Source organism: Burkholderia sp. AU4i (assembly GCF_000466765.1).
GTDB classification, from domain to species: Bacteria; Pseudomonadota; Gammaproteobacteria; order Burkholderiales; family Burkholderiaceae; genus Burkholderia; species Burkholderia cepacia.
In genome coordinates this window covers 1-25,215 of the sequence record NZ_ASSI01000088.1, presented here as the reverse complement: position 1 = coordinate 25,215, position 25,215 = coordinate 1, and the positions used below count along the sequence as shown (strand labels likewise).

At 68.0% G+C, this 25,215-nt stretch carries 23 protein-coding genes and 1 riboswitch; of the genes, 16 read left to right on the top strand and 7 right to left on the bottom strand.

All coding sequences use genetic code 11. The annotated features are described in order from the left end of the window. Positions 1–4: 4 nt before the first annotated feature. Entirely contained in the window at positions 5–1,303 is a 1,299-nt protein-coding gene (locus L810_RS20385; RefSeq protein WP_021160171.1) for a c-type cytochrome, read from the top strand. A gap of 134 nt (positions 1,304–1,437) precedes the next feature. After that, on the top strand, positions 1,438–2,880 hold the full coding sequence (locus tag L810_RS20380; RefSeq protein WP_021160170.1) for a DEAD/DEAH box helicase: 1,443 nt from the start codon (positions 1,438–1,440) through the stop codon (positions 2,878–2,880). Here the strand turns inward: L810_RS20380 and L810_RS20375 are convergent. The 3 genes from L810_RS20375 to L810_RS20365 form a co-directional block, all read right to left on the bottom strand. Next, positions 2,874–3,380, bottom strand: a complete 507-nt coding sequence (locus L810_RS20375; protein WP_021160169.1) for a hypothetical protein — start codon at positions 3,378–3,380, stop codon at positions 2,874–2,876. The two genes, L810_RS20380 and L810_RS20375, sit on opposite strands and share 7 nt — an antisense overlap. Before the next feature lie 70 nt (positions 3,381–3,450). Further along, positions 3,451–4,278 carry a ferritin-like domain-containing protein gene (locus L810_RS20370; RefSeq protein ID WP_042975519.1) on the bottom strand — a complete coding sequence of 276 codons (828 nt, stop codon included), beginning with the start codon at positions 4,276–4,278 and terminating at the stop codon, positions 3,451–3,453. Positions 4,279–4,605: 327 nt separating this feature from the next. Next, complete coding sequence (locus L810_RS20365) at positions 4,606–6,246, bottom strand: gamma-glutamyltransferase family protein (protein ID WP_021160167.1); 1,641 nt, start codon at positions 6,244–6,246, stop codon at positions 4,606–4,608. 221 nt (positions 6,247–6,467) lie between these two features. Between L810_RS20365 and L810_RS20360 the strand changes: the two genes are divergently transcribed. Together L810_RS20360 and L810_RS20355 are read left to right on the top strand one after the other, a co-directional pair. Further along, positions 6,468–7,247 carry a DeoR/GlpR family DNA-binding transcription regulator gene (locus tag L810_RS20360; RefSeq protein ID WP_027789189.1) on the top strand — a complete coding sequence of 260 codons (780 nt, stop codon included), beginning with the start codon at positions 6,468–6,470 and terminating at the stop codon, positions 7,245–7,247. 303 nt (positions 7,248–7,550) lie between these two features. Next, a complete protein-coding gene (locus L810_RS20355) occupies positions 7,551–7,748 on the top strand; it encodes a hypothetical protein (protein WP_021160166.1) in 198 nt (65 codons plus the stop codon). A gap of 97 nt (positions 7,749–7,845) precedes the next feature. Here L810_RS20355 and L810_RS20350 read toward each other — a convergent pair whose 3' ends face one another. Next, complete coding sequence (locus L810_RS20350) at positions 7,846–8,214, bottom strand: hypothetical protein (protein WP_042975499.1); 369 nt, start codon at positions 8,212–8,214, stop codon at positions 7,846–7,848. A 162-nt stretch (positions 8,215–8,376) separates the two neighbouring features. On the opposite strand from L810_RS20350, the gene glpD reads away from it, so the two are divergent. The 4 genes from glpD to L810_RS20330 all read left to right on the top strand — a co-directional run bounded on the left by glpD (position 8,377) and on the right by L810_RS20330 (position 13,378). Beyond that, a complete protein-coding gene (glpD, locus tag L810_RS20345; RefSeq protein ID WP_021160164.1) occupies positions 8,377–9,900 on the top strand; it encodes a glycerol-3-phosphate dehydrogenase in 1,524 nt (507 codons plus the stop codon). Between the two features lie 106 nt (positions 9,901–10,006). After that, complete coding sequence (gene glpK, locus L810_RS20340; RefSeq protein ID WP_021160163.1) at positions 10,007–11,509, top strand: glycerol kinase GlpK; 1,503 nt, start codon at positions 10,007–10,009, stop codon at positions 11,507–11,509. Positions 11,510–11,591: 82 nt separating this feature from the next. Continuing rightward, positions 11,592–12,308, top strand: coding sequence for an MIP/aquaporin family protein (locus L810_RS20335; RefSeq protein WP_021160162.1), 717 nt, complete (start codon positions 11,592–11,594; stop codon positions 12,306–12,308). Between the two features lie 383 nt (positions 12,309–12,691). Beyond that, positions 12,692–13,378, top strand: coding sequence for an HAD family hydrolase (locus L810_RS20330; RefSeq protein ID WP_021160160.1), 687 nt, complete (start codon positions 12,692–12,694; stop codon positions 13,376–13,378). A gap of 79 nt (positions 13,379–13,457) precedes the next feature. Here the strand turns inward: L810_RS20330 and ribB are convergent, their stop codons facing one another. The 3 genes from ribB to L810_RS20315 form a co-directional block, all read right to left on the bottom strand. After that, positions 13,458–14,168 (bottom strand): 3,4-dihydroxy-2-butanone-4-phosphate synthase, encoded by a 711-nt coding sequence (ribB, locus tag L810_RS20325; RefSeq protein WP_021160159.1) that lies wholly within the window; start codon positions 14,166–14,168, stop codon positions 13,458–13,460. A gap of 118 nt (positions 14,169–14,286) precedes the next feature. Then, a riboswitch (FMN riboswitch) is annotated at positions 14,287–14,435 on the bottom strand. Between the two features lie 188 nt (positions 14,436–14,623). After that, on the bottom strand, positions 14,624–15,316 hold the full coding sequence (locus L810_RS20320) for a helix-turn-helix domain-containing protein (protein WP_021160158.1): 693 nt from the start codon (positions 15,314–15,316) through the stop codon (positions 14,624–14,626). Between the two features lie 210 nt (positions 15,317–15,526). Next, on the bottom strand, positions 15,527–16,702 hold the full coding sequence (locus tag L810_RS20315) for an MFS transporter (RefSeq protein ID WP_021160157.1): 1,176 nt from the start codon (positions 16,700–16,702) through the stop codon (positions 15,527–15,529). A gap of 144 nt (positions 16,703–16,846) precedes the next feature. On the opposite strand from L810_RS20315, the gene L810_RS20310 reads away from it, so the two are divergent. From L810_RS20310 to lnt, 8 genes are all read left to right on the top strand, one after another. Beyond that, the gene (locus L810_RS20310) at positions 16,847–17,779 is read left to right on the top strand and encodes a LysR family transcriptional regulator (RefSeq protein ID WP_021160156.1); all 933 of its coding nucleotides are present in this window, start codon (positions 16,847–16,849) and stop codon (positions 17,777–17,779) included. Between the two features lie 218 nt (positions 17,780–17,997). Continuing rightward, positions 17,998–19,371 (top strand): tRNA (N6-isopentenyl adenosine(37)-C2)-methylthiotransferase MiaB, encoded by a 1,374-nt coding sequence (gene miaB, locus L810_RS20305; RefSeq protein WP_021160155.1) that lies wholly within the window; start codon positions 17,998–18,000, stop codon positions 19,369–19,371. 25 nt (positions 19,372–19,396) lie between these two features. Beyond that, complete coding sequence (locus tag L810_RS20300) at positions 19,397–20,443, top strand: PhoH family protein (RefSeq protein ID WP_021160154.1); 1,047 nt, start codon at positions 19,397–19,399, stop codon at positions 20,441–20,443. A 146-nt stretch (positions 20,444–20,589) separates the two neighbouring features. Next, positions 20,590–21,366 (top strand): rRNA maturation RNase YbeY, encoded by a 777-nt coding sequence (gene ybeY, locus L810_RS20295; protein WP_021160153.1) that lies wholly within the window; start codon positions 20,590–20,592, stop codon positions 21,364–21,366. 12 nt (positions 21,367–21,378) lie between these two features. Beyond that, positions 21,379–22,011, top strand: coding sequence for a gamma-glutamylcyclotransferase (locus L810_RS20290; protein ID WP_021160152.1), 633 nt, complete (start codon positions 21,379–21,381; stop codon positions 22,009–22,011). Positions 22,012–22,081: 70 nt separating this feature from the next. After that, the gene (locus L810_RS48470) at positions 22,082–22,231 is read left to right on the top strand and encodes a hypothetical protein (protein ID WP_021160151.1); all 150 of its coding nucleotides are present in this window, start codon (positions 22,082–22,084) and stop codon (positions 22,229–22,231) included. A gap of 305 nt (positions 22,232–22,536) precedes the next feature. Next, a complete protein-coding gene (locus L810_RS20285; RefSeq protein WP_021160150.1) occupies positions 22,537–23,424 on the top strand; it encodes an HlyC/CorC family transporter in 888 nt (295 codons plus the stop codon). 52 nt (positions 23,425–23,476) lie between these two features. Further along, positions 23,477–25,165 carry an apolipoprotein N-acyltransferase gene (gene lnt / locus L810_RS20280; protein WP_021160149.1) on the top strand — a complete coding sequence of 563 codons (1,689 nt, stop codon included), beginning with the start codon at positions 23,477–23,479 and terminating at the stop codon, positions 25,163–25,165. Positions 25,166–25,215: the final 50 nt, after the last annotated feature.

The following is a 25,215-nucleotide window of genomic DNA, read 5'->3' as shown; positions in this document are numbered from 1 at the left end:
CACAATGAAACGCAAGTCCCTGTTTGCACTCTCGGCTGTCGCGATCGTCGCGGCCGCCGCCCTCGTGCCGGTCCTGTGGCCGGGCAACGACACGCTGCACGGCGCCGCCGCCGTCGCGGCCACGCCGGCCGACCAGGCCGCACTGATCAAGAAGGGCGAGTACCTCGCGCGCGTCGGCGACTGTATCGCGTGCCACACCGTGCGCGGCGGCAAGTCGTTCGCGGGCGGCCTGCCGATGGCGACGCCGTTCGGCACGATGTACACGCCGAACATCACGCCGGACGACAAGGACGGCATCGGCAAGTGGACGTCGGACGACTTCTACCGCGCGATGCACACCGGCCGTTCGAAGGACGGCAGCCTGCTCTACCCGGGCTTCCCGTTCGCGAGCTACACGAAGGTCACGCGCGCGGATTCCGACGCGATCTACGCGTACCTGCGCTCGGTCGCGCCGGTGTCGGTGCCGAGCCGTCCGCACGAACTGAAGTTCCCGTTCAACAACCGCAACCTGCTGATCGGCTGGCGCACGCTGTTCTTCAAGGAAGGCGAGTACAAGCCGGATCCGACCAAGTCGGTCGAATGGAACCGCGGTGCGTACCTCGTCGAGGGCCTCGGCCACTGCTCGATGTGCCACACGTCGATCAACATGATGGGCGGCCCGGTGAGCTCGGCAGCCTTCGCGGGCGGCCTGATCCCGCTGCAGAACTGGTATGCGCCGTCGCTGACGAACGACAAGGAACTCGGCCTCGGCGACTGGCACGTGCAGGAGCTGTCCGACCTGCTGCAAGCCGGCGTGTCGAACAAGGGCGCGGTGTTCGGCCCGATGGCCGACGTCGTGCACAACAGCCTGCAGTACATGAGCGACGAAGATACGCGCGCGATGTCGACGTACCTGAAGTCGATCCCGCAGAAGGCTGAAGCGCCGAAGAACATGCAGTACGAGCCGTCGAAGCAGTTCGGCAACGCGCTGTTCGACCAGGGCAAGAAGATCTACGCGGACAACTGCGCGACTTGCCACGCCGAAACCGGCGCGGGCAAGCCGCCGGCGTATCCGCCGCTCGCGGGCAACCACTCGATCGTGATGGAATCGGCGGTCAACCCGATCCGCATGGTGCTCAACGGTGGCTATCCGCCGAGCACGTTCAAGAATCCGCGTCCGTACGGGATGCCGCCGTTCGCACAGTCGCTGTCGAACCAGGAGGTTGCGGCGGTCGTCACGTATATCCGGATGTCGTGGGGTAACAACGGTACGCCGATCTCGCCGCAACAGGTGAGCGACCTGCGTTCCGCGCCGCTCGACTAAGAAGCGGCTGACACACACGGGGCGCGGCTGCGGGAAACCGCGGCCGCGCCCTTTTGCATTTTGCAATTTGCGATGTCACCTCCCGCGCGGGCCGCGCGAGACATCGCCGATCATAAAACTGAAGAGTGGTATCTATGTCTTTCGAATCTCTCGGCCTGGCCGAACCGCTCGTCAAGGCGGTCAACGAGCTCGGCTATACGTCGCCGACTCCCATCCAGCAGCAGGCGATCCCTGCCGTCCTCGGCGGCGGCGACCTGCTCGCCGGTGCGCAGACGGGCACCGGCAAGACGGCAGGCTTCACGCTGCCGATCCTGCAACGCCTGCACACGTTCTACGCCGAGCATCGCGGCGCGAAGCGCGCGGTGCGCGCGCTGATCCTCACGCCGACGCGCGAACTCGCCGCCCAGGTCGAGGAAAGCGTCCGTGCCTACAGCAAGTACCTGAAGCTGCGCTCGACCGTGATGTTCGGCGGCGTCAGCATCAATCCGCAGATCGACGCGCTCAAGCGCGGTGTCGACATCGTCGTCGCGACGCCGGGCCGCCTGCTCGATCACATGCAGCAGAAGACGATCGACCTGTCGGACCTCGACATCCTCGTGCTCGACGAAGCCGACCGGATGCTCGACATGGGCTTCATCCACGACATCAAGCGCGTGCTCGCGAAGCTGCCGCCGCAGCGCCAGAACCTGCTGTTCTCGGCCACGTTCTCCGACGAGATCAAGGCGCTCGCCGACAGCCTGCTCGACTCGCCCGCGCTGATCGAGGTCGCCCGCCGCAACACGACCGCCGAGAGCGTCGCGCAGAAGATCCACCCGGTCGACCGCGACCGCAAGCGCGAACTGCTCACGCACCTGATCCGCGAACACAACTGGTTCCAGGTGCTCGTGTTCACGCGCACGAAGCACGGCGCGAACCGGCTTGCCGAGCAGCTGACGAAGGACGGCATCAGCGCGATGGCGATCCACGGCAACAAGAGCCAGTCGGCCCGCACGCGCGCGCTGGCGGAGTTCAAGAACAGCACGCTGCAGGTGCTCGTCGCGACCGATATCGCCGCGCGCGGGATCGACATCGACCAGTTGCCGCACGTCGTCAACTTCGACCTGCCGAACGTGCCGGAAGACTACGTGCACCGGATCGGCCGCACGGGCCGCGCGGGCGCGACCGGCGAAGCCGTGTCGCTCGTGTGCGTCGACGAGAAGCAGCTGCTGCGCGACATCGAGCGGCTGATCAAGCGCGAGATTCCGCAGGAAGTGATCGCGGGCTTCGAACCCGATCCGAACGCGAAGCCGGAGCCGATCCAGCAGCGCCGCGGGCAACAGCAGCCGCGCGGCGGTGGCGGCGGTGGCGGCAATCGCCAGCCGCGTGCGGGCGGCTCAGGCCAGCCGGCCGCGAAACGCGACGGCAACGCACAGCCGAAAGCATCGCAGCAGAAGGCCGCGAAGCCGCGCACGCAAGGCGGTGCCGGCGGCAGCGGCGGACGCCCGGCGGGCGGCGGCAATGCCGCACGCCCCGCGAACGGCAACGCCGCGCACCCGAACCGCAACCGTTCGTCGCGCAGCGGCCAGCGCGGTCACTGAAGCCGCGCGGCCGCGCGCCGCAGGTGCTCGACCTGGCGTTGCCAGCGTTCGAGCACCGCGGCGCGCTCCCCTTCCAGCGTGAACGTGACGCCCGTCGCGAGACACGCATAACCGACCCGCTGCGCATCGCCGTGCGCGATCGTCGCAGCGAATCCGGCCAGTCCGCCGAAGTCCCCTTCGAGCGGCTCCATCGTCAATTGCGCCTGAAAGAACGCGCCGTCCGCGACGAGCGTCAGCGCGGCCGTACGCCGTTGCTCGACCGCGCGCGCCGCACGCGATTGCGGCCAGAGCGCAAGCAGCAGCGTGCGCGCATCGTGGGCATAGATCTCGCCGACGCCGAGCAGCGTCGTGCGCAACTGGCCGTCGTCGGTCGCGACGATCAGCGATGCGGCGAAGTCGGCATGACGCTCGAGCGCCGTGCCGTCGAACAGCGAGACGACGGTCGGCGGCCACGCATCGAACGTCCATTGTTCGAGCGCGTGGCGATGGGTATCGGTCATGGTGGCGTGGCCCCGGTGGAAAGCGGATGAACGAGCCGCAGCATACGCGCGACGGGCCGCGCCGCGGCGATCAGCGCAGGAACACGTGCCGCGTGATCTTCGTGAGCGGATAGTGGACGCCCGGCTGGATCTTCGCGGGCAGGTCGAGCGGCTTGAGCAGCATCTTCACGCACATGTCGGCCGACAGGTTGCGCCGCACCAGCTTGCTGATGCGCGCGGCGCGCTCACGGTTGTACTGGCTGTCGCCCACACGATCCGGATAGCGGACCGCGAACACGTGGCGCAGCGCGATCTCGGAATCCTCGTTCTTGATTTCCATCACGCGACGCGCGAGCGCGCCGAGCACCGCGAGCCGGCCGTTGCCTTCGAGCTGGTTGTACTTCTTGAAGAACTTGAAGAAGTGCTTGTAGTGACGCACTTCGTCCGTGCGGATGTTGTCGGTGATTTCCTTCAGCACGGGCTCGTCCGAGCATTCGTTGATCGCGCGATAGAGCGTGGCCGTGCCCGTCTCGACGACGCAGCGCGCGACCATCTCGAGCGCGCGGGTCTTCTCGAATGCCTCGACCTTGCAGGTCAACGAATACTCGGCGAAGAAATTCGAGAACGCGGTATCCCAGTCGAACTCGGGCCACACGTGCGCGATGTACGCCTTCAGCGCGCGCCCGTGCTGCAATTCTTCGTGCTCCCATGCATTGTTGAGCCATGCGGAGACTTCCGGATCGTCATTGAAGAACTGGCTCAGATTGCTCGTGTAGAGATCCGAGCCGCTTTCGATGAACGACGACGCGCACAGCAGCAGCAACAGGTCCTCGTTCGCGGCGGCACGCTGACGATCGATCCGGTTCAGGTCGATGTCCTCGATGCGCCACGGCATCACATGCGTCGTTTTGGTGTCCATGGTGGTGCGCTCCCAGTCGTCGCACGGGCGCCGGCCCATGCCTTCGGCACAGGCGCCGACCGACCCGCAGGCGGCGTTTTACTTGCGTTTATAGTGGATTGGTCCGGCCGAACCATGCTGGCATCTTAGCCGGACTTTGACGTTCGTGCTCCAGAGCACTGACCATACCTGACAAGCGCAGTTCCACGACGTCTGTTGCCGTTCGTTAGACGAGTCCTTCAAACCGCTTGCGCCCGCTCGACGATACGGGCCGCGGCAAACGAAACGGGCGGCCGTCCGGCCGCCCGTGAAGCGCTGGAAATGCCGGTGAAAGCCGGCGGCAATCCGTCAGAAACCTGCCGCCAGGCCGTCGCGCCGGCTGTCGCTCGCGGCCACGTAGCCGCGCTCGCGATCGTCGCGGTCGAGACGCCAGATGAACTGCCCGGAACCGAAATCCATGTAAGGATCGTCGATCGACTTGATCGTATGGCCCCGCGCGGCCAGCGCATCGACGGTCGCGCGATTCATCGTGGCCTCGACGTCGAGCGTGAAGTCGCGGTTGACCTTCCAGCGCGGCGCATCGCAGGCGGCCTGCGGTTGCTGCCCGTAGCCGAGCATCCGCACGACGGTCTGCAGGTGCCCCTGCGGCTGCATGTCGCCGCCCATCACGCCGAAGCTCATCACGGCTTGCGTGCGGCCGTCGGCCTCCTCGGTGACGAACGCCGGGATGATCGTGTGGAACGGCCGCTTGCCGCCCGCGACGACGTTCGGCGACGCCGGGTCCATCGAGAAGCCGTGCCCGCGATTCTGCAGCGCGATGCCGGTACCGGGCACGACGAGCCCCGAACCGAAGCCCATGTAGTTCGACTGGATGAAGCTCACCATCATCCCGCGCTCGTCGGCCGCCGACAGGTAGATCGTGCCGCCCGAACGCGGCCGGCCGGCGCCGAAGTGCGTCGCGCGCGCGGGATCGATCAGCTTCGCGCGTTCGGCGAGATACGCGTCGTCGAGCATCTGCTCAGGCGTGACCTCCATCGCGCGCGGATCGGCGACGTAGCGATAGACATCCGCGAACGCGAGCTTCATCGCCTCGATCTGCAGATGCTGCGAGTCGACCGAATCGACCGGCCATTCCGTCACGCCCGCGCGCTCGGCGATCCCGAGCGCGATCAGCGCGGCGATGCCCTGCCCGTTCGGCGGAATCTCGTGGATCGTGTGACGGCCGAAGCGCTTGCCGATCGGCTCGACCCATTCCGGCCGGTACGCTCGCAGGTCGGCCGCGGTCAGCGCGCCACCGCCTTCGCGCGAGAACGCGGCGATGCGCTCGGCGAGCGCGCCCTCGTAGAACGCGCGGGCCCCCTCCTTCGCGAGCGTGCGCAGCGTCTGCGCATGACCGGGCAGGCACACGCGCTCGCCGACGAGCGGCGCGCGACCGCGCGGCATGAAGGTCTCCGCGAAGCCCGGCAGCCCCTGCAGCTCGGGCACGGCGGCCGCCCACTTGTGCGCGACGATCGGCGGCACCGCATAACCGCGCTCCGCGATCTCGATCGCCGGCTCGAGCAGGTCCGCGAACGGCAGCGAACCCAACTTCGCATGCAGCGCTTCCCAGCCCGCGATCACACCCGGTACGGTGACGGTATCCCAGCCGCGCGTCGGCTTGTTCGCGATGCCGTTCGCCGCCTCGCCGTGGCGCCGGCGGAAATAGTCGACGTTCCACGCGGCCGGCGCGACACCCGACGCGTTCAGCCCGGACAGCCGCTCGCCGTCCCACACGAGCGCGAACGCATCGCCGCCGAGCCCGCACGACACGGGCTCGACGACCGTGATCGCAGCCGCGGCGGCCAGCGCCGCGTCGACCGCGTTGCCGCCCTTCCACAGCATCCGGAGCCCGGCCTGCGCGGCGAGCGGGTGCGACGTCGACACGACGTTGCGCGCGAACACCGGAATGCGGGTCGTCGGATACGGGTTGTGCCAGTTGAAGCCAGTCATCGGTTCCACCTCGTCGAAAGCTGAATGAAGCGCCGGGCGCGCACCCGCGCGCGCGGGCAATCCACCATTGCAGCGCGATCAGCGCGATCGCACAAATTCATTTGTCACATGAATCAATGCAATTTCCGCATGAATTGCCGGCGACCCTGGCGGCCATACCGGCCTAACGGCGTTGCCGCCCTTACAATACCCGCTCCGTCTCACGACACGACCACCGAGCCATGACCCGAGATCCCCGCCTCACCCTCAACGCGCGCCAGCAGGAACTGCTCGAATGGGTGCAGCGCGACGGCTTCGTGACCGTCGACGATCTCGCCGCGCACTTCGCGGTGACGCCGCAGACGATCCGCCGCGACGTGAACTGGCTCGCCGACCTGAACCTGCTGCGCCGCTATCACGGCGGCGCGAGCCTGCCGACCAGCTCCGAGAACGTGTCGTACACGGCGCGCCAACGGATGTTCCATGACGAGAAGCGGCGCATCGCGGCGCTCGCGGCGTCGCACATTCCCGACCAGGCGTCGCTGTTCATCAACCTCGGCACGACCACCGAGGAAGTCGCACGCGCGCTGAACCGCCACCACGGGCTGCACGTGATCACGAACAACCTGAACGTCGCATCGATGATGAGCGGCTACCCCGACTGCGAGGTGCTGATCACGGGCGGCATCGTGCGGCCGTGGGACAAGGGCATCGTCGGCGAACTCGCGATCGACTTCATCCGCCAGTTCAAGGTCGACTACGCGATCATCGGCACGTCGGCGATCGAGGCCGACGGCACGCTGCGCGACTTCGACACGCGCGAGGTGCGTGTGGCCGAGGCGATCATGCAGCATGCGCGCACGGTCTACCTCGTCGCCGACCATTCGAAGGTCGGCCGCCCGGCACTGGTGCGCCAGGGCCACCTGAGCCAGGTGCACGCACTCTTCACCGACAAGCCGCTGCCGCCGGAGATGGCCGACGCGGTGGCGACCGCCGGCACGCAGGTGTACGTCGCGGAGTGACGGCCGCGATGCTGCACCGCACCCGAAACTTCAAGTGAAATCAAGAAGTTGGCGCTGCGAGCAAACCGCTTGCGCGGGGCCCGGCTGTCAAACGGAAAATTAACGGGGCACGATTTGTGGTTGCCCGCATGCTCGACTAGACTCCAGTTCCCCGGCCCGTCCGACCGTTGCGCCTGTGCCAGGGCGCAGACGAATGGCATGGCCGGCGAATGCAGCTTTTCCCCCCAAACCATACCCCGCTGGGTATCGCGCGCCGGCCGTTGCGCCGGCCGCGCGGGCTGACTGGTCGCCATGGAGAGAACGATGCTGAGTCCGCATGAATTCGCCACGCTATTGCTTGTGAAGGACGCTCCCGATCAAACCTCGATGGATCGGGACGAAATCGACGCACTGCTGGAGCAGCAGCTCGTCCGCCTGGAAGGGCTCGGATCGGGGCGCAAGTACTGCGTGACCGAGACCGGCGACGCCGCGCTGCGATCCATCAAATACCGCTATTCGTAAAACCACACCGTTGCCGACCTGACCGCGCGGCCCGGATTCCGGGCCGCGCGGCCGCTTCTGCTTCCTCGCTTCCCCGCCTCGTCGCCCCCCACCTGCTTCAGCCGCCGCGCAGCGTCGGATCGACCGCCGCCCGCCAGCTGATGGCTTGCGCCCGCGCGCCGTTGAAATACGCGATCCAGCCGGCACGCGCCGCCGCGTCGGGCGCCGCATAGCGCGTCGAAAGTTCGTTTACGAACGCACAATAGTTCGCTTCGGTCAGCCCGCGATACCGTTTAGCCACGTATGCGTCGTACAGCGTCGAATAGACCGGCTGCGCGTCCGCGCCCCAGTCGCGCGCCGCGCCGCCGCACGACGTCTGCAGATCGACGAACGACGGCGTGCGCCAGTTGCCGACGAGCGGCGGCATACCGGCACTGCACCCCGCCAGAAGGACGGCGCACACGCCGGCCCACATCCCAATACGCATGATTCACCTCGCGAAACGGTCGATTCCGCCAGTATCGTCCGGGATCGCGCAGCGCGCTACTGGCCCCGCTTTATCGAACTTTACTTTTTCGATTTCGTTCGTTAAATTTCGAATTCGAACATTTTCTGTTCAACCATTTCCCTCAGACGATAAGGACAGCAGGTGACCCAACCGAATCGCTACGATCTGCTCGTCGTCGGCGGCGGCATCAACGGCGCAGGCATCGCGCGCGATGCGGCCGGCCGCGGCCTGTCGGTCCTGCTCTGCGAGCAGGACGATCTCGCGTCGCACACGTCGTCGTGCAGCACGAAGCTGATTCACGGCGGCCTGCGCTACCTCGAGTACAACGAGTTCGGGCTCGTGCGCAAGGCGCTGCAGGAGCGCGAGACGCTGCTGCGCGCGGCGCCGCACATCATGGGGCCGCTGCGTTTCGTGATGCCGCACATGCCGAACCTGCGTCCGGCCTGGCTGATCCGAATCGGCCTGTTCCTCTACGATCACCTCGCGAAACGCGAACTGCTGCCCGGCTCGCGCGGCATCGACATGCGCCGCCACGCGGCCGGCACGCCGCTGATCGATTCGATCAAGCGCGGTTTCGTCTATTCGGACGGCTGGGTCGACGACGCGCGCCTCGTCGTGCTGAACGCGCTGGACGCGAAGGAGCGCGGCGCCGAGATCCTGACGCGCACGAAGCTGGTATCCGCCGAACGTCGCGGCGACGAATGGGAAGCGCGGCTGCAGCACGCCGACGGTTCGATCCGCGTCGTGCATGCGCGCGCGATCGCGAACGCGGCCGGCCCGTGGGTCGGCGACGTGCTGCACGGCGCGCTCGGCCGCGGCGCGCATCACAGCGTGCGGCTCGTGAAGGGCAGCCACATCATCACGCGCCGCCTGTTCGATCACGATCACGCGTACATCTTCCAGAACCCGGACAAGCGGATCATCTTCGCGATTCCGTACGAGCACGACTTCACGCTGATCGGCACGACCGACGTCGAATACACGAACGATCCCGCGAAGGTCGCGATCGATCGCGACGAGACGCAGTACCTGTGCGATTCGATCAACCGCTACTTCAAGCGCAAGATCTCGCCGGCCGACGTGCACTGGACCTATTCGGGCGTGCGCCCGCTGCTGGAAGACGAGAACGCGGCGAACGCGTCGGCCGTCACGCGCGACTATCGCCTCGAACTCGACGACGGCGCGGGCGCCCCGCTGCTGTCGGTGTTCGGCGGCAAGATCACGACGTTCCGCAAGCTCGCGGAAGAAGCCGGCGACATGCTGAGCCGCGCGCTCGGCCGCGACGCGAAGACCTGGACGGCCGGCGTCGCGCTGCCGGGCGGCGACATCGCGAACGCGAACTTCGACGTGTTCGCCGCCGCGTTCGCGAAACGCCACCCGTGGCTGCCCGCCGCGCTCGCCCGCCGCTATGCACGTGCGTACGGCACGCGCGCGGAGCGCGTGATCGACGGCGCGAAGTCGCTCGCCGATCTCGGCACCGAAATCGCCCCGGGCATCCACGACGCCGAACTGCGCTACCTGCGCGACGCCGAATGGGCGACCTGCGCGCAGGACGTGCTGTGGCGCCGCTCGAAGCTCGGCCTGCACGTCGCGCCGGGCACGCTCGACGCGGTGACGGCCGCGATCGACGCGTGGTTCGCCGCCGCGCACGCGCCGCAGGCCTGACCCGAATGCAGTAGCAGTTGCCGTACCGACGTTGACTCACCGACGCGCCGCCCCCCATGCGGCGCGCATCACAACTAAGCCAAATCCACGGATGGAGATGAGAGACATGCAGGATCAGTACATCCTCGCGCTTGACCAGGGCACCACGAGTTCCCGCGCGATGCTGTTCGATCGCCAGGGCAATATCGTATCGATCGCCCAGAAGGAATTCGAGCAGATCTACCCGCAACCCGGCTGGGTCGAGCACGACCCGCAGGAAATCTGGTCGACGCAAGCCGGCGTCGCCGCCGAAGCCGTCACGCGCACGGGCCTGAACGGCACGTCGATCGCCGCGATCGGCATCACCAACCAGCGCGAAACCACGATCGTCTGGGATCGCGAGACCGGCCAGCCCGTCTACAACGCGATCGTCTGGCAGGATCGCCGCACGGCCGACTTCTGCGATTCGCTGAAAGCACAGGGCCTCGAGGCGAAGGTGCGCGCGAAGACCGGCCTGCCGATCGACTCGTACTTCTCCGGGACCAAGATCCGCTGGATCCTCGACAACGTGCCGGGCGCACGCGAGAAGGCCAGGCAGGGCAAGCTCGCGTTCGGTACCGTCGACAGCTGGCTCGTGTGGAACTTCACGAAGCACGAACTGCACGTGACCGACGTCACGAACGCGTCGCGCACGATGCTGTTCAACATCCACACGCGCGAATGGGACAACGAACTGCTCGAGATGCTCGACATCCCGCGCAGCATGCTGCCGGACGTGAAGGCATCGTCGGAAATCTACGGTCACACGAAGACCACCGTGTTCGCGTCGAAGATCCCGCTCGCGGGCATCGCGGGCGACCAGCAGGCGGCGCTGTTCGGCCAGATGTGCACGCAGTCCGGCATGGTGAAGAACACCTACGGCACCGGCTGCTTCCTGATGATGAACACCGGCGACAAGCCGATCGAATCGAAGAACAACCTCGTCACGACGATCGCCTGGCAGATCGGCGACAACGTGCAGTACGCGCTGGAAGGCAGCATCTTCATCGCGGGCGCGGTGGTGCAGTGGCTGCGCGACGGCGTCGGCATCATCAAGTCGGCCGCCGAAATCGAGGCGCTCGCCGCGAGCGTGCCGCACACCGACGGCGTCTACCTGGTGCCCGCGTTCGCCGGCCTCGGCGCGCCGCACTGGAACGCACGGGCGCGCGGCTCGGTATTCGGCGTCACGCGCGGCACGACCTCCGCGCACCTCGCGCGGGCGGCGCTCGATTCGATCGCGTACCAGTCGCTCGACGTGCTGGCCGCGATGGAAGCCGATTCGGGCATCAGCATCGGCGAGCTGCGCGTCGACGGCGGCGCGAGCGCGAACGACCTGCTGATGCAGTTCCAGGCCGACCTGCTCGGCGTCGACGCGGTGCGTCCGCAGATCACCGAGACGACCGCGCTCGGCGCGGCCTACCTCGCGGGCCTCGCGATCGGCTACTGGAAGAACCTCGACGAAGTGCGCAGCCAGTGGCAGCTCGATCGCCGCTTCTCGCCGTCGATGCCGAAGGAGCAAGTCGAAAGCTGCATGGCCGGCTGGCAGCGCGCGGTACGCGCCGCGAAGGCGTGGGCCGACGATACCCAGTAATCGTCAGCCTTCCATACGAAATACAACAACACCGGCGGACCGCGCTCGCGCGCGAGTCCGCGATGACATACGAGAGACAACCATGTCACCTTATATTGCAGAGTTCATCGGCACAGCGATCCTCGTGCTGCTCGGCAACGGCGCGGTCGCAAACGTGCTGCTTGCAAAGACCAAGGGCAAAGGCGCGGACCTGATCGTGATCGTGATGGGCTGGGCGATGGCCGTATTCGTCGCCGTCTACGTGACCGCGTCGTTCAGCGGCGCGCACCTGAACCCGATCGTCACCATCAGTCTCGCGCTCGCGGGCAAGTTCGCGTGGTCGAAAGTCGGCGGCTACATCCTCGCGCAGATGCTCGGCGGGATGGCGGGCGCCCTGCTCGTGTGGCTCGCGTATCGCCAGCACTTCGCGAAGGAAGCCGATGCGGACCTGAAGCTCGCGGTGTTCTGCACGGCGCCCGCGATCCGCAGCGTCACGCACAACGTGCTGACCGAAGCGATCTGCACCTTCGTGCTGATCCTCGGCGTGCTGTACCTCGCGTCGCCGCAGGTCGGCCTCGGCGCGCTTGACGCGCTGCCCGTCGGCCTGCTCGTGCTCGGCATCGGCATTTCGCTCGGCGGCCCGACCGGCTACGCGATGAGCCCCGCGCGCGACCTGTCGCCGCGCATCATGCACGCGCTGCTGCCGATCCCCGGCAAGCGCGACAGCGACTGGCGCTATGCATGGGTGCCCGTCGTCGGCCCGCTGCTGGGCGGCGCCGCGGCGGCCGGCCTGTACCTGCACCTGCACGCGATGGCCTGATCTCGGCCTGATCTCGGCCTGACCGAAGCGCGCGGCCGCCACCGACGCGCGCTTCATGCGCCTTTCTTCGCGCCTCCCCCGCCACGTTCGCGCTAGCGCTCGCCTCCGGCCGACACGAGCGACTTCAGCTTCACGCCCGCATCCGCCACGGCCGCCGGGCTCACGTCGATCCCGCGTTCGACCGGCATGCTCGCCACGCGCATTCCCTCGACGAACCCCACCGCACGGCCGAACCCGCGCGCGGCGACGCGCCGCGCGACCGGAATCGCCAGGCCACACGCGCGGCATCGGGAAAACCTGCCGAAGCGTCTCGCGGCATGCGCGTGAAAGCACGTATGATGGCGAATTGATCTGCGTCGCCGACATTCCGCTTCTTCACCACCATGCTCGATCACCTCATCTGCGACTGCGACGGCGTGCTCGTCGACAGCGAAGTCATCGCCGACCGCGTGCTGCTCGATACGCTGTCCTCCACGTTCCCGAACATCGATTTCGAAGCCGCCGCGAAGTCGGCGTTCGGCCAGCAGACGTCGCGCTTCCTGGCCGGGATCGAATCCCGCTTCGGGATCGAGATGCCCGCCAACTTCATCGAAACGATCGAGCACAACATCGAGAGCGCGCTGGCGCAATCGCTCGCGCCGATCACCGGCGTGCGCGACGCGCTGCTGCAGGTGAGCCTGCCGGCGGCCGTCGTGTCGAACAGCCGGCTCGCGCGCGTGCGCAATTCGCTGAAGCGCGCATCGCTCACCGAGATCTTCGGCGATCGCGTGTTCAGCTCCGAGCAGGTGGCGCGGCCGAAGCCCTACCCCGACGTCTACCTGCATGCGGCGCAAACACTCGGCGTCGCGCCGGCGCGCTGCATCGTCGTGGAAGACAGCGTGTCCGGGCTGAATGCCGCGCGGGCGGCGGGCATGAAGACGATCGCGTTCGTCGGCGCGAGCCACATCCCCGACAACTACGCGGACGCGCTGCGCGCGATGGGCATCACGCGGATCATGCGCAGGATGGACGAGCTGCCGGCGTTCGTCGAAGCCGGCATGCGCGGCGAATTCGCGGACGTACAGTCCTGACGGTCGTTCCGGCGTGCGCCGCTTCACGCACGCCGTGCCACGGGCGCATGAACGCGCCCGCTTTCCCCTTCCCTTTCACTCAGGCCGGTTCGCAGCAGCGCTCGCGCGCGGCGGCCAGCGACTCGCGGAACTCGACGAGTTCCGCGATCGTCAGCATCGGCAGCCCGTGCCGTTGCGCGAAACGCTCGACATCGTCGCCGCGCGTCATCGTGCCGTCGGGATTCATCAGCTCGCACAGCACGCCGGCCGGCTTCAGGCCCGCGAGGATCGACAGGTCGACCGTGCCTTCGGTGTGACCGCGGCGTGCCAGCACGCCGCCCGGCTGCGCACGCAACGGAAACACGTGGCCGGGGCGCACGATGTCGTGCGGCTTCGCCCCTTCGGCGATCGCCGCGCGGATCGTCGTCACGCGATCGGCCGCCGATACGCCCGTATGCACGCCTTCGCGTGCCTCGATCGAGACGGTGAACGCGGTGCCGTTGCGGCTCTCGTTGGTCTGCACCATCGGCGGCAGCTCGAGCGCGCGCACCGTGTCGTCGGTCAGGCACAGGCACACGATGCCGCTGCACTCACGGATCAGCAGCGCCATCGTCTCGGGCGTGATGCGCTCGGCGGCAACGATCAGGTCGGCTTCGTTCTCGCGGTCGTGGTCGTCCTGCAGCACGACCGCACGGCCTGCGCGCATCGCATCGAGCGCGGCGGCGATGCGCGGCGGCACCGGTTCGGAATCCAGCAACGGGAGATCGGCAAAGGCGTCGGCAGGTGCCGACGAAACGGACATCAAGGACATGTGAAACGCTCCTCGCAAATACGGTTTGGGCGAAAAACGTTTCAGGGCATTGCAAACAGACAGAACGACAACCCGCTTCGCGCATGCGGCGAAGCGGCCCTGGCGGACATGACTATCTGCACATCTTCTCTCATCCGGACTGTGACCGTCGGCTCTGGCATTCGACCAGATCTGCTGACCCCGCGCGGATGCGCGGGCGCTCGCGGGCTCGCCGGCTTACGCCAGCCTACCGCCGGTGGGGAATTTCGCCCCGCCCTGAAGACGCACTGATTGCCGGACGGGACAACCCCGTCAACGGCGGGCCAAGCATACAACAGCTGCGCGCGCGGCGCAGTGAACTCCAGCTAAAACCTTACCGACGACCCCGTCTAACGGCATCGTCCGAACGGCCGACGGACGACCCGCGATCCCGCCCGAACGACGGGAACGCGGCCCGCACCGGGCGGCCTGTGCGATCAGCCGGCCGCATGCGCGGCGTGTGCCGCATCGGGCACGAGCCAGCGCGGCGGCACCTCGGGGCTCACCGTCACGCGAAACGCGCGCGCCTCGCTGTCGCCCGGGTTGCGCAGGCTGTACGGCTGGTCGGCATCGAACACGATCGCATCGCCGGTCGCGAGCAACTGGCGGCGGTCGTGCACGCTGACTTCGAGCGTGCCCTCGCTGACGACGAGGTTGACCGTCGTGCCGGGCGCGCGGCGTGCGCCGGGCTCCGTGTGCAGCGGCGCGATCCGCAGCTCGTGGAATTCCGCCGCGGCCGGCTCGCCTTCCGGATAAAGCGCGCGTGCCGAGAAGCGGCCGTTCGAGCTGACGACGCGCGACGCGCGCTCGGCCGCCAGGTGCTCGAAGCCGTTCACCGCATGGCGGCGCAGGAAGGCGGCGACCGAAACCTTCAGCGCCGCGGCGATCTTGCAGAGCACCTTGATCGACGGCACGCTGCGCGCCGACTCGATCTGCGCGAGCATCGCGCGCGACACGCCGGACAGCCGCGCGAGCGCATCGAGCGACAACTGCCGCTCGGCACGCAAGCGCGCGAGGTTCACGCCGACGACCTGCTCGAGAACGTCGAGCGACGCGGACGCCCGCGCATCGGCGGCGTCGCCGGACTCGAAGGAAGACACGTCGCGCACGAGCGCCAGGGATGAAGACATAGCATTGCCTCCGGGCCGCTGTGCGGCCCTGCGTATGGGGTAAGCCGGGATGGGGAATCGGGTTGCGCCAGCAACGGCGCGTATCGAAACGCTATCACCCGGCCTTGCACCGGCAAACGAAGTTATCTTCACACCGTTATCAGCATCGCGGAGGAATGCGTTTCTCGCGCCCCGTTTCCCGCCGCTATCGCGTCGCGCCGCCGGGCTCGCTCATTGCGCCGCCGGCGCCGCACCGCGTGCCGACCCGCGCGTGTCGAGCCGCATCGCGAACCACGTGACGACGAGCGCCGCGAACGTCACCGCGACGGCGACCCACGGCAGCGCATCGAGCGCGAGGCCGTGTTCCAGCGCAAGGCCGCCGAGCCACGCGCCGCCCGCATTGCCGACGTTGAACGCGCCGATGTTGAGCGTCGACGCGAGATGCGGCGCGCTCGCGGCCTTCTCGACCACGCGCGCCTGCAGCGGCGGCACCGTCGCGAACGCGGCGATCCCCCACACGAACACGGTGACGGCGGCCGCGACCGGCAGGTGGCTCGTCTTCGCGAAGACGGCCATCACGGCCATCAGCGCGACGAGGATCGCGATCAGCGACGGCATCAGCGCGCGGTCGGCGAACTTGCCGCCGAGCGTGTTGCCGATCGTCAGCCCCGCGCCGAACAGCACGAGGATCAGCGCGACCGAGCGCGGCGAGAAACCGGACACGGTCTCGAGGATCGGCGCGATGTACGTGAACACGACGAACACGCCGCCGAAGCCGAGCACGGTCATCAACAGCGCGAGCCACACCTGCGGCTCCTTCAGCACGCGCACTTCGTGGCCGAGGCCGCCCGGCCCGCTGTCGTGACGGTTCGGCACGAGCGCGGCGACGCCGCCGAGCGCCAGCACGCCGAGCCCGGCGACGATCCAGAACGACGCGCGCCAGCCGAGCAGTTGCCCGACGAACGTCCCGAACGGCACGCCGAGCACATTCGACAGCGTGAGCCCCGTGAACATCAGCGCGATCGCGCTCGCGCGCTTGTCGGCCGGCACGAGCGACGCGGCGACCACCGCGCCGATCCCGAAGAACGACCCGTGCGCGAACGACGTGACGACGCGCGCAACCATCAGCATCGCGTAGCCGGACGCGGTCGCGCACAGCACGTTGCCGACGATGAAGATCGCCATCAGCAGCTGCAGCGCGGCCTTGCGCGGCATGCGGCTCGTCAGCACCGCGAGCAGCGGCGCGCCGGCCGCGACACCGAGCGCGTAGCCGGTGACCAGCAGGCCGGCCGACGGCAGCGACACGGCCAGGTCGTGCGCCACTTCGGGCAGCAGGCCCATGATGATGAACTCGGTGGTACCGATGGCGAAGGCGCTGATCGCAAGCGCCAGTAACGGAATGGGCATGACGTTCTCCGGAAGGCGGCGGACGCGGCGCCCGGTCGGTGCCGCACCGCACAAAAGGCAGGATGTGCGCATTGTCCCGAAGACATCGCTATTTGATAATTGGCGTGGCGTTTGAACCATTTTCAAATATTTCTGGAAAATTGCATGGACCGACTGGGCGATATCCGGCTGTTCGTCGAGGCGGCCGAACTGGGCAGCCTGTCCGCCGCCGGGCGCAAGCTGAACCTCACGCCGGCCGCCGCGAGCGCGCGCCTCGCGAAGCTCGAGGCGGCGGTCGCCACCCGGCTGCTCGACCGTTCGACCCGGCAGTTGCGGCTCACCGACGAGGGGCGCCTGTACCTGAACGGCTGCCGGCAGGCGTTGCAGGCGCTCGACGACGCAAACGCGCTGCTCCAGGCCGGCCGCAACGTGGTCGCCGGCCGGGTTCGGCTGTCGGCGACGTCCGATTTCGGCCGCCGCCGGCTGCTCGACTGGCTCGACGAATTCACCGCGCTTTACCCGGACGTGACGTTCTCGCTGACGGCGTCCGACTCGACGGTGAACCTGTGGCAGGACGAGATCGACCTCGCGATCCGTTTCGCCGCGCCGCCCGACGGCGCGCTGATCGCCCGCCGGCTCGCCGCGGACCGGCGCGTGCCGTGCGCGGCGCCGTCGTTCGTCGAACGCCACGGCGTGCCGCGCGATCCGCACGATCTGGCCCGCTTTCCATGCAACGTGATCACGATCGCGTCCGGGCCGATGAACACGTGGCGCTTCACGCGCGGCGACGACACGCAGACCTGCACGGTGCCGCTCGCCAACGCGTTCGAGACCAACGACGGCGGCCTCGCCCGCGAATGGGCGCTGCGCGGCCGCGGCATCGTGCTGAACTCGATCTGGGATGTCGCCGACGACATCCGCGCCGGGCGGCTCAAGGTCCTGCTGCCCGACTGGCGGCACCAGAGCGCGCCGCTGCACGCGATCTATCCCGGCAAGCGCTACATGGCGCCGCGCGTGCGCGTGCTGCTCGACTTTCTCGCCGAACGCTTCGCACGCGAGGAAGCTGCACACGACGACCTGCTGAACGCGTGCCGCTGACGGCCGGCGCATCGCGGCTCGAGGGTCGGAACGCGCCGGCCGGCGTCGCGCGGCCGCAACCCGCCGCCCGTCCCGGGCAGCGTGAAAAGCTATAATGGAAAGCTTTCCCGACGGCCTTTCACATGCTGGCTGCACGCGATCCGCGTGCGGCGCGCGCGGCCGTCCCGATTCACTCTTGACGACGCCCCCAGGTCAACCACTGCGAACGGCGAATCCCCATGACCAAGAAAGTTTACGTAAAGACCTTCGGCTGCCAGATGAACGAGTACGACTCGGACAAGATGGTGGACGTGCTGAATGCGGCCGAAGGCCTCGAAAAGACCGACACGCCGGAAGACGCGGACATCATCCTGTTCAACACGTGCTCGGTGCGTGAAAAGGCGCAGGAAAAGGTGTTCTCCGATCTCGGCCGCGTGCGCGAGCTGAAGGAAGCGAAGCCCGGCCTGCTGATCGGCGTCGGCGGCTGCGTCGCGAGCCAGGAAGGCGCATCGATCGTGTCGCGCGCGCCGTACGTCGACCTCGTGTTCGGCCCGCAAACCCTGCACCGCCTGCCGCAGATGATCGACGCGCGCCGCGAGAGCGGCCGCGCGCAGGTCGACATCACCTTCCCCGAGATCGAGAAGTTCGACCACCTGCCGCCCGCGCGCGTCGAGGGGCCGAGCGCGTTCGTGTCGATCATGGAAGGCTGCTCGAAGTACTGCAGCTACTGCGTGGTGCCGTACACGCGCGGCGATGAAGTGTCGCGCCCGCTCGACGACGTGCTGACCGAAGTGGCCGGCCTCGCCGACCAGGGCGTGCGCGAAGTCACGCTGCTCGGCCAGAACGTGAATGCCTATCGGGGCGCGCTGGCAGCCGGCTCGACCGAGATCGCCGATTTCGCGACGCTGATCGAATACGTCGCCGACATCCCGGGCATCGAGCGGATCCGCTACACGACGTCGCACCCGAAGGAGTTCACGCAGCGGCTGATCGACGCCTACGCGAAGGTGCCGAAGCTCGTGAGCCACCTGCACCTGCCCGTGCAGCACGGCTCCGACCGCATCCTGATGGCGATGAAGCGCGGCTACACGGTGCTCGAATACAAGTCGGTGATCCGCAAGCTGCGCGCGATCCGCCCGGACCTGTCGCTGTCGACCGACATGATCGTCGGCTTCCCCGGCGAGACCGAGGACGATTTCGACAAGATGATGGCGCTCGTGCACGAGATGAGCTACGACACCAGCTTCTCGTTCATCTACAGCCCGCGCCCTGGCACGCCGGCCGCGAACCTGCACGACGACACGCCGCGCGAGGTCAAGCTCAAACGCCTGCAACATCTGCAGGCGACCATCGAGGAAAACGTCGCGCGCATCAGCCAGTCGATGGTCGGGAAGGTCGAGCGGATCCTCGTCGAGGGCCCGTCGCGCAAGGACCCGAACGAACTCGCGGGCCGCACCGAGAACAACCGGGTCGTGAATTTCCCGGCGCCGCTCGCGTCGCACCCGCGCCTGATCGGCCAGATGATCGACGTGAAGATCAACCACGCGTACCCGCATTCGCTGCGCGGCGAGCTCGTGCTCGTGAGCGACGACGCGAGCGCGGCCACGCACTGACGTTCCACTGGAGCCCGACGCCACTTTGAAGCCGACCCAAGCACTGGAATTCGTCGCGCCGCGCGACGACAATGCGCGCCTCGCCAACCTCTGCGGCCCGCTCGACGAGAACCTGCGGCAGATCGAACAGGCGCTCGACGTCACGCTGTCGCGACGCGGCCACCGGATCGCGATCCGCGGGCGCGGCGCCAAGCTCGCGCTCGCCGCGCTCGAGAACTTCTACAACCGCGCGCGCGATGCGCTGTCGGTCGACGACATCCAGCTCGCGCTGGTCGAGGTGCGCCACACGGGCGGCAACGGCCGCCAGGACACGCTCGACGTGCGCTTCCGCGGCGACCCCGACCATCCGTTCGACGACCCCGTCGTCCAGCTCGACGCCAGCGAGCCGGACGAGGAACCCGCGCCGAAGCTCTACACGCGGCGTGCCGACCTGCGCGGCCGCACGCCGGCGCAGCGCGAATACCTGAAGCAGATCCTGTCGCACGACGTGACGTTCGGCATCGGGCCGGCCGGCACCGGCAAGACCTACCTCGCGGTCGCCTGCGCGGTCGACGCGCTCGAGCGCGACCAGGTCAAGCGGATCGTGCTGACGCGCCCGGCCGTCGAGGCCGGCGAGCGGCTCGGCTTCCTGCCGGGCGATCTCGCGCAGAAGGTCGACCCGTACCTGCGCCCGCTGTACGACGCGCTGTACGACCTGCTCGGTTTCGACAAGACGGCGAAGATGTTCGAGCGCCAGATGATCGAGATCGCGCCGCTCGCGTACATGCGCGGCCGCACGCTGAACCACGCGTTCATCATCCTCGACGAGGCGCAGAACACGACGCCCGAGCAGATGAAGATGTTCCTCACGCGAATCGGCTTCGGCTCGAAGGCGGTCGTGACCGGCGACACGAGCCAGGTCGACCTGCCGCGCGGCCACAAGAGCGGCCTCGTCGAGGCGCAGCAGGTGCTCGGCGGCGTGCGCGGCATCGCGCTCACGCGCTTCACGAGCGCGGACGTCGTGCGCCATCCGCTCGTCGCGCGCATCGTCGAGGCGTACGACGAATTCCACGCGCAGCACCAGGACGGCTGACCGGCCGGCGGCACCTGCACGCCGCCCGGCCTGACAGCCCGGCCCGGCCCGCCAGACGGCGCGCCGGGCTTTTTTTCGCCTGCGCGAATTCGGGTGCGATCGGCCGTTTGGTGTATCCTCAACGCGTCCCAATCGCCGCACGCGTCATGAAATCCTCCCGTTCCCGCAAGTCCGGGCGCGCCCAGTCCGCCGCGCCCGCCTCCCCCCGCCTTTCGCTGTTCGATGCGAAAGGCAAGGCCCGGACCGTCAACGCACAAGGGCTGCGCATCGACTTCCCTGACGGCCGCAGCCTGATGTTCGACCTGTCGGGCAGTTCCGGGGAAGCCGCCGTCGCGATCGTCGCGCAGCACAACGATCCGGCCATGCGCGCGAAGATCGCGCTGCAGCCCGAGCACTACGACAGCGTGACGCTGCACGTGGGTGCCGAGCCCGCACCGCGCGAGGACGACACCGAAGACGCACTGCGCGAGCCGGAGCTCGACCTGTCCGTGCAGTACGGCGACGAGATCACGAGCGACGTGCGCAAAACGCTGCCCAAGCGCAAGCTGATCGCCGAATGGCTCGAACCGGCGCTGTTCTCCAGTGCGCAGCTCACCGTGCGCTTCGTCGGCGAAGAAGAAGGCCGCACGCTGAACGCCGGCTACCGCCACAAGGACTATCCGACCAACGTGTTGACCTTCGCGTACGACGCGGCGCCCGACGGCACCGTGATCGGCGACCTCGTGCTGTGCTGCCCGGTCGTCGAGAAGGAAGCGCGCGACCAGGACAAGCCGCTCACCGCCCATTACGCGCACCTGCTGGTGCACGGCGCGCTGCACGCGCAGGGCTACGACCACGAGACGAGCGACGAGGACGCAGCCGAAATGGAAGCGCTCGAAGTCGACATCCTCGCGAAGCTGGGCTTCCCGAACCCGTACCAGTAAGCCGTCCGCACGATGCGCAACGCCGCGACGCTCTCGCCCGCCTACCCGCCGTCGATCGGCGACGGGCGCCTGCTGACGGAAGACGAACTCGCGGCGTCGCTCGCGCACACGATGCGCGACTGGGACGGCCGGCAGGATCTGTGGCTGTTCGGCTATGGCTCGCTGATCTGGAATCCGGGATTGCCGACCGTCGCAGCCATACGCGGCAAGGTGCACGGCTATCATCGCGGGCTCTATCTGTGGTCGCGCGTGAACCGCGGCACGCCCGAACGCCCGGGCCTCGTGCTCGCGCTCGATCGCGGCGGCTCGTGCTCGGGCATCGCGTTCCGGCTCGCCGGCCCGACCGCGCAACCGCACCTCGAAACGTTGTGGAAACGCGAGATGCCGATGGGTTCGTACCGGCCCGCATGGCTGCCGTGCTCGCTCGAGAACGGCGAGCGCGTGAACGCACTCGCGTTCGTGATGCGCCGCGAAGCGCCGACCTATACGGGCAAGCTGCCCGACCCCGTCGTCAAGGAAGTGTTCAGTTGCGCGGCCGGCCGCTACGGCACGACGCTCGACTACGTCAGCCGCACGGTCGACGCGCTGCGCGCGAGCGGCATCCCCGATCGCGCGCTCGAAGGGCTGCTCGCGCGATGCCGGTGACGCGGCACGGCGTCCGGCTCGCCGCCACGCGCTGCCGCGCCGTGGGCGCATTCTTGGGAGGGCAAGACCGATGAAACCGTCTCGCTGGTCGCGTTGCAGGGTTGCCGCGCTGATCGTCGCCGCGAGCGTCGCGCTGTCCGGCTGCGGAATACTCGGCTGCGGCGGCGCCGCGACCAACGGCGCGGCCGCCGGCGGCTGCTCGGCCGGCATGCGGTTCTGAACCGCGGCCGGGCGAAGTCCGCGTGCGGCAGAATGCCGCCGCTCACCACCCCGGCCGAACGCTTTTCCGCGTCACGGCTCCGCTTCCCGTCCGCACCCGTTTTTTTCGCCGCTGCCCCGCCGCCCTTTTCTGGGATAGGATGGACGCGAGGACGATGTCGCGCCCGGCGCGGCCGTCCGAGAGCGGGGCCCGTACGCGCTGCCCACCCTGGCCGTGCGGCCGGTGTGACACGGTCGCGTCGTGCCCTTGGTGTATCCTTGCCTACTCCGTGACAGCGCGCTCCGGCATGACCCGGGCGCACCACCATGAACGATTCGTATCCCAGTCGTAAGCCAACCGACAAACCGCAAGAAAAGCGCTCGCTGCTCGAGCGCCTGACCGACTTCATCTCGCCCGAGCCCGAATCCCGCGGCGAGCTGCTGGAAATCCTCCAGGACGCCCACGAACGCAACCTGATCGACGCCGATTCGCTGTCGATGATCGAAGGCGTGTTCCAGGTGTCCGACCTGTGCGCGCGCGACATCATGGTGCCGCGCGCACAGATGGACGCGATCAACATCGCCGACAAGCCCGAGGATTTCATCCCGTTCGTCCTCGAAAAGGCGCACTCGCGCTACCCCGTGTACGAGGAGAACCGCGACAACGTCATTGGCGTGCTGCTCGCGAAGGATCTGCTGCGTTTCTATGCCGAAGAGGAATTCGACGTGCGCGGGATGCTGCGCCCGGCCGTGTTCATTCCCGAATCGAAGCGCCTGAACGTGCTGCTGCACGACTTCCGCGTGAACCGCAACCACCTTGCGATCGTCGTCGACGAATACGGCGGCGTCGCGGGCCTGATCACGATCGAGGACGTGCTCGAGCAGATCGTCGGCGACATCGAGGACGAATACGATTTCGACGAGGAAGCCGGCAACATCATCTCGGGGCCCGACGGCCGCTACCGCGTGCGTGCGCTTACCGAGATCGAACAGTTCAACGAGACGTTCGGCACCGATTTCCCGGACGACGAAGTCGATACGATCGGCGGGCTGATCACGCATCATTTCGGCCGCGTCCCGCATCGCGGCGAGAAGCTGCAGCTCGGCAACCTCGTGTTCGAGATCCAGCGCGGCGATGCGCGCCAGGTCCACGTGCTGCTGGTGCGTCGCAATCCGCTCGCGAGCCGTCGCGCCGAAACCTCGCACGAGGACTGACCGTCGCGCGCCAGCCGCGCGTTCCACAACCGCTCGCCCACCTTCGCTTCACATGGACGATCCGATCCTGTCCCGCCCGGCTGGCGGTCTTCTCGCGCCACCTCCCGGGCGCGCGCTGCCGCGCTGGCACTACCCGGCCGCGCTGCTCGCCGGCGCCGCCAATACGCTCAGCTTCGCGCCGACGCCGCATGGCGGCTGGCTGCAACTCGTCGTATTCGTCTGGTTTTTCGCGCAGCTCACGCGCACCGGGAGCTGGCGCAGCGCCGCGCTCACCGGCGGCGCGTTCGGCTTCGGCAACTTCATCAGCGGCATCTGGTGGCTCTACATCAGCATGCACGTCTACGGCGAGATGGCCGCGCCGCTCGCGGGCGGCGCGCTCGTGCTGTTCTCGCTGTACCTGTCGCTGTACCCGGCGTTCTCCGCCGGGCTGTGGTCGTTCTGCGCAGGCCACGCGTGGCATCGCCGCACGCCCGACCCGCGGCCGTTTTCACCGACCTGGCACGGCGCATTCGCATTCGCGAGCGCATGGGCACTCGGCGAATGGCTGCGCGGCACCGTCTTCACCGGCTTCCCTTGGCTCGCAAGCGGCTATCCGCAGGTCGACGGCCCGTTCGCGGGCTTCGCGCCGGTCGCCGGGGTGTACGGGATCGCGTGGGTGCTGGCCTTGTTCGCCGCGCTCGTCGTGCAGGCGCTCGCCGCCGCCCGGCCGTCGCCGCTCGCCGAACCCCGTGCCGGCAATGCGCGTGTGCGCATCGCCGCGCCGGCCGGCATCGCGGTCGCGCTGATCGCGGCCGGTCTCGGGCTGTCGCAGGTCACGTGGACCGTGCCCGCGAACGCGCCGCTCACCGTGCGGCTGCTGCAGGGCAACGTGAAGCAGGACATCAAGTTCGAGGAAGCGGGCATCGACGCGGCGATCAAGATGTACACGCAGATGATCGTCGAGAAGCCGGCCGACCTGATCGTCACGCCCGAAACCGCGATCGCGGTGATGATCCAGGAATTGCCCGAGCCGTTCGCCGTCGCGATCCGCAAGTTCAGCGACACGACGGGCTCGGCCGTGCTGTTCGGCGCGGTCGGCGCATCGGTGACCGAGGACGGCCACTACGTCGACTATACGAACAGCCTGTACGGCGTGACGCCGAATTCGCGCGACATCTATCACTACGACAAGCACCACCTCGTGCCCTTCGGCGAATTCATCCCGTGGGGTTTCCGGTGGTTCGTCGACCTGATGAAGATGCCGCTCGGCGACTTCGCGCGCGGCGCGCCGGTGCAGAAGCCGTTCCTCGTGCACAACCAGCCGGTGATGGCCGACATCTGCTACGAGGACTTGTTCGGCGAGGAAATCGCCGCGACGATCCGCGACAACCCGCAGCCGCCGGGCGTGCTCGTCAACGTGACGAACCTCGCGTGGTTCGGCGACACGATCGCACTCGACCAGCACCTGCAGATCGCACGGATGCGCTCGCTCGAGACGGGCCGGCCGATGCTGCGCTCGACCAACACCGGGATGACGGCCGCGATCGATGCGCGCGGCCGCGTGCTCGGCCAGCTGAAGCCGTTCACGATCGGCTCGCTCGACGTACGGATCGAAGGCACGAGCGGCTTCACGCCTTACGTGACGAGCGGCAACAACATCGTGCTCGCGGTGTCGCTCGTGCTGCTCGCGTTCGGCTTCACGTTCGGCCCCGGGCTGCGCCGGCGCAACGGCAGGAACAACGGCGACGCCCCGCCGAAATGATGCGGCACGCCGCCACCGCGCAGCGCGTGGTGGCGGCCGCCGCATGCAGC

Coding starts and splice junctions, on each gene's coding strand:
- L810_RS20385 (WP_021160171.1), top strand. CDS start 5: ATGAAACGCAAGTCCCTGTTTGCACTCTCGGCTGTCGCGATCGTCGCG.
- L810_RS20380 (WP_021160170.1), top strand. CDS start 1,438: ATGTCTTTCGAATCTCTCGGCCTGGCCGAACCGCTCGTCAAGGCGGTC.
- L810_RS20375 (WP_021160169.1), bottom strand. CDS start 3,380: ATGACCGATACCCATCGCCACGCGCTCGAACAATGGACGTTCGATGCG.
- L810_RS20370 (WP_042975519.1), bottom strand. CDS start 4,278: ATGGACACCAAAACGACGCATGTGATGCCGTGGCGCATCGAGGACATC.
- L810_RS20365 (WP_021160167.1), bottom strand. CDS start 6,246: ATGACTGGCTTCAACTGGCACAACCCGTATCCGACGACCCGCATTCCG.
- L810_RS20360 (WP_027789189.1), top strand. CDS start 6,468: ATGACCCGAGATCCCCGCCTCACCCTCAACGCGCGCCAGCAGGAACTG.
- L810_RS20355 (WP_021160166.1), top strand. CDS start 7,551: ATGCTGAGTCCGCATGAATTCGCCACGCTATTGCTTGTGAAGGACGCT.
- L810_RS20350 (WP_042975499.1), bottom strand. CDS start 8,214: ATGCGTATTGGGATGTGGGCCGGCGTGTGCGCCGTCCTTCTGGCGGGG.
- glpK (WP_021160163.1), top strand. CDS start 10,007: ATGCAGGATCAGTACATCCTCGCGCTTGACCAGGGCACCACGAGTTCC.
- L810_RS20335 (WP_021160162.1), top strand. CDS start 11,592: ATGTCACCTTATATTGCAGAGTTCATCGGCACAGCGATCCTCGTGCTG.
- L810_RS20330 (WP_021160160.1), top strand. CDS start 12,692: ATGCTCGATCACCTCATCTGCGACTGCGACGGCGTGCTCGTCGACAGC.
- ribB (WP_021160159.1), bottom strand. CDS start 14,168: ATGTCCTTGATGTCCGTTTCGTCGGCACCTGCCGACGCCTTTGCCGAT.
- L810_RS20320 (WP_021160158.1), bottom strand. CDS start 15,316: ATGTCTTCATCCCTGGCGCTCGTGCGCGACGTGTCTTCCTTCGAGTCC.
- L810_RS20315 (WP_021160157.1), bottom strand. CDS start 16,702: ATGCCCATTCCGTTACTGGCGCTTGCGATCAGCGCCTTCGCCATCGGT.
- L810_RS20310 (WP_021160156.1), top strand. CDS start 16,847: ATGGACCGACTGGGCGATATCCGGCTGTTCGTCGAGGCGGCCGAACTG.
- miaB (WP_021160155.1), top strand. CDS start 17,998: ATGACCAAGAAAGTTTACGTAAAGACCTTCGGCTGCCAGATGAACGAG.
- ybeY (WP_021160153.1), top strand. CDS start 20,590: ATGAAATCCTCCCGTTCCCGCAAGTCCGGGCGCGCCCAGTCCGCCGCG.
- L810_RS20290 (WP_021160152.1), top strand. CDS start 21,379: ATGCGCAACGCCGCGACGCTCTCGCCCGCCTACCCGCCGTCGATCGGC.
- L810_RS48470 (WP_021160151.1), top strand. CDS start 22,082: ATGAAACCGTCTCGCTGGTCGCGTTGCAGGGTTGCCGCGCTGATCGTC.
- L810_RS20285 (WP_021160150.1), top strand. CDS start 22,537: ATGAACGATTCGTATCCCAGTCGTAAGCCAACCGACAAACCGCAAGAA.
- lnt (WP_021160149.1), top strand. CDS start 23,477: ATGGACGATCCGATCCTGTCCCGCCCGGCTGGCGGTCTTCTCGCGCCA.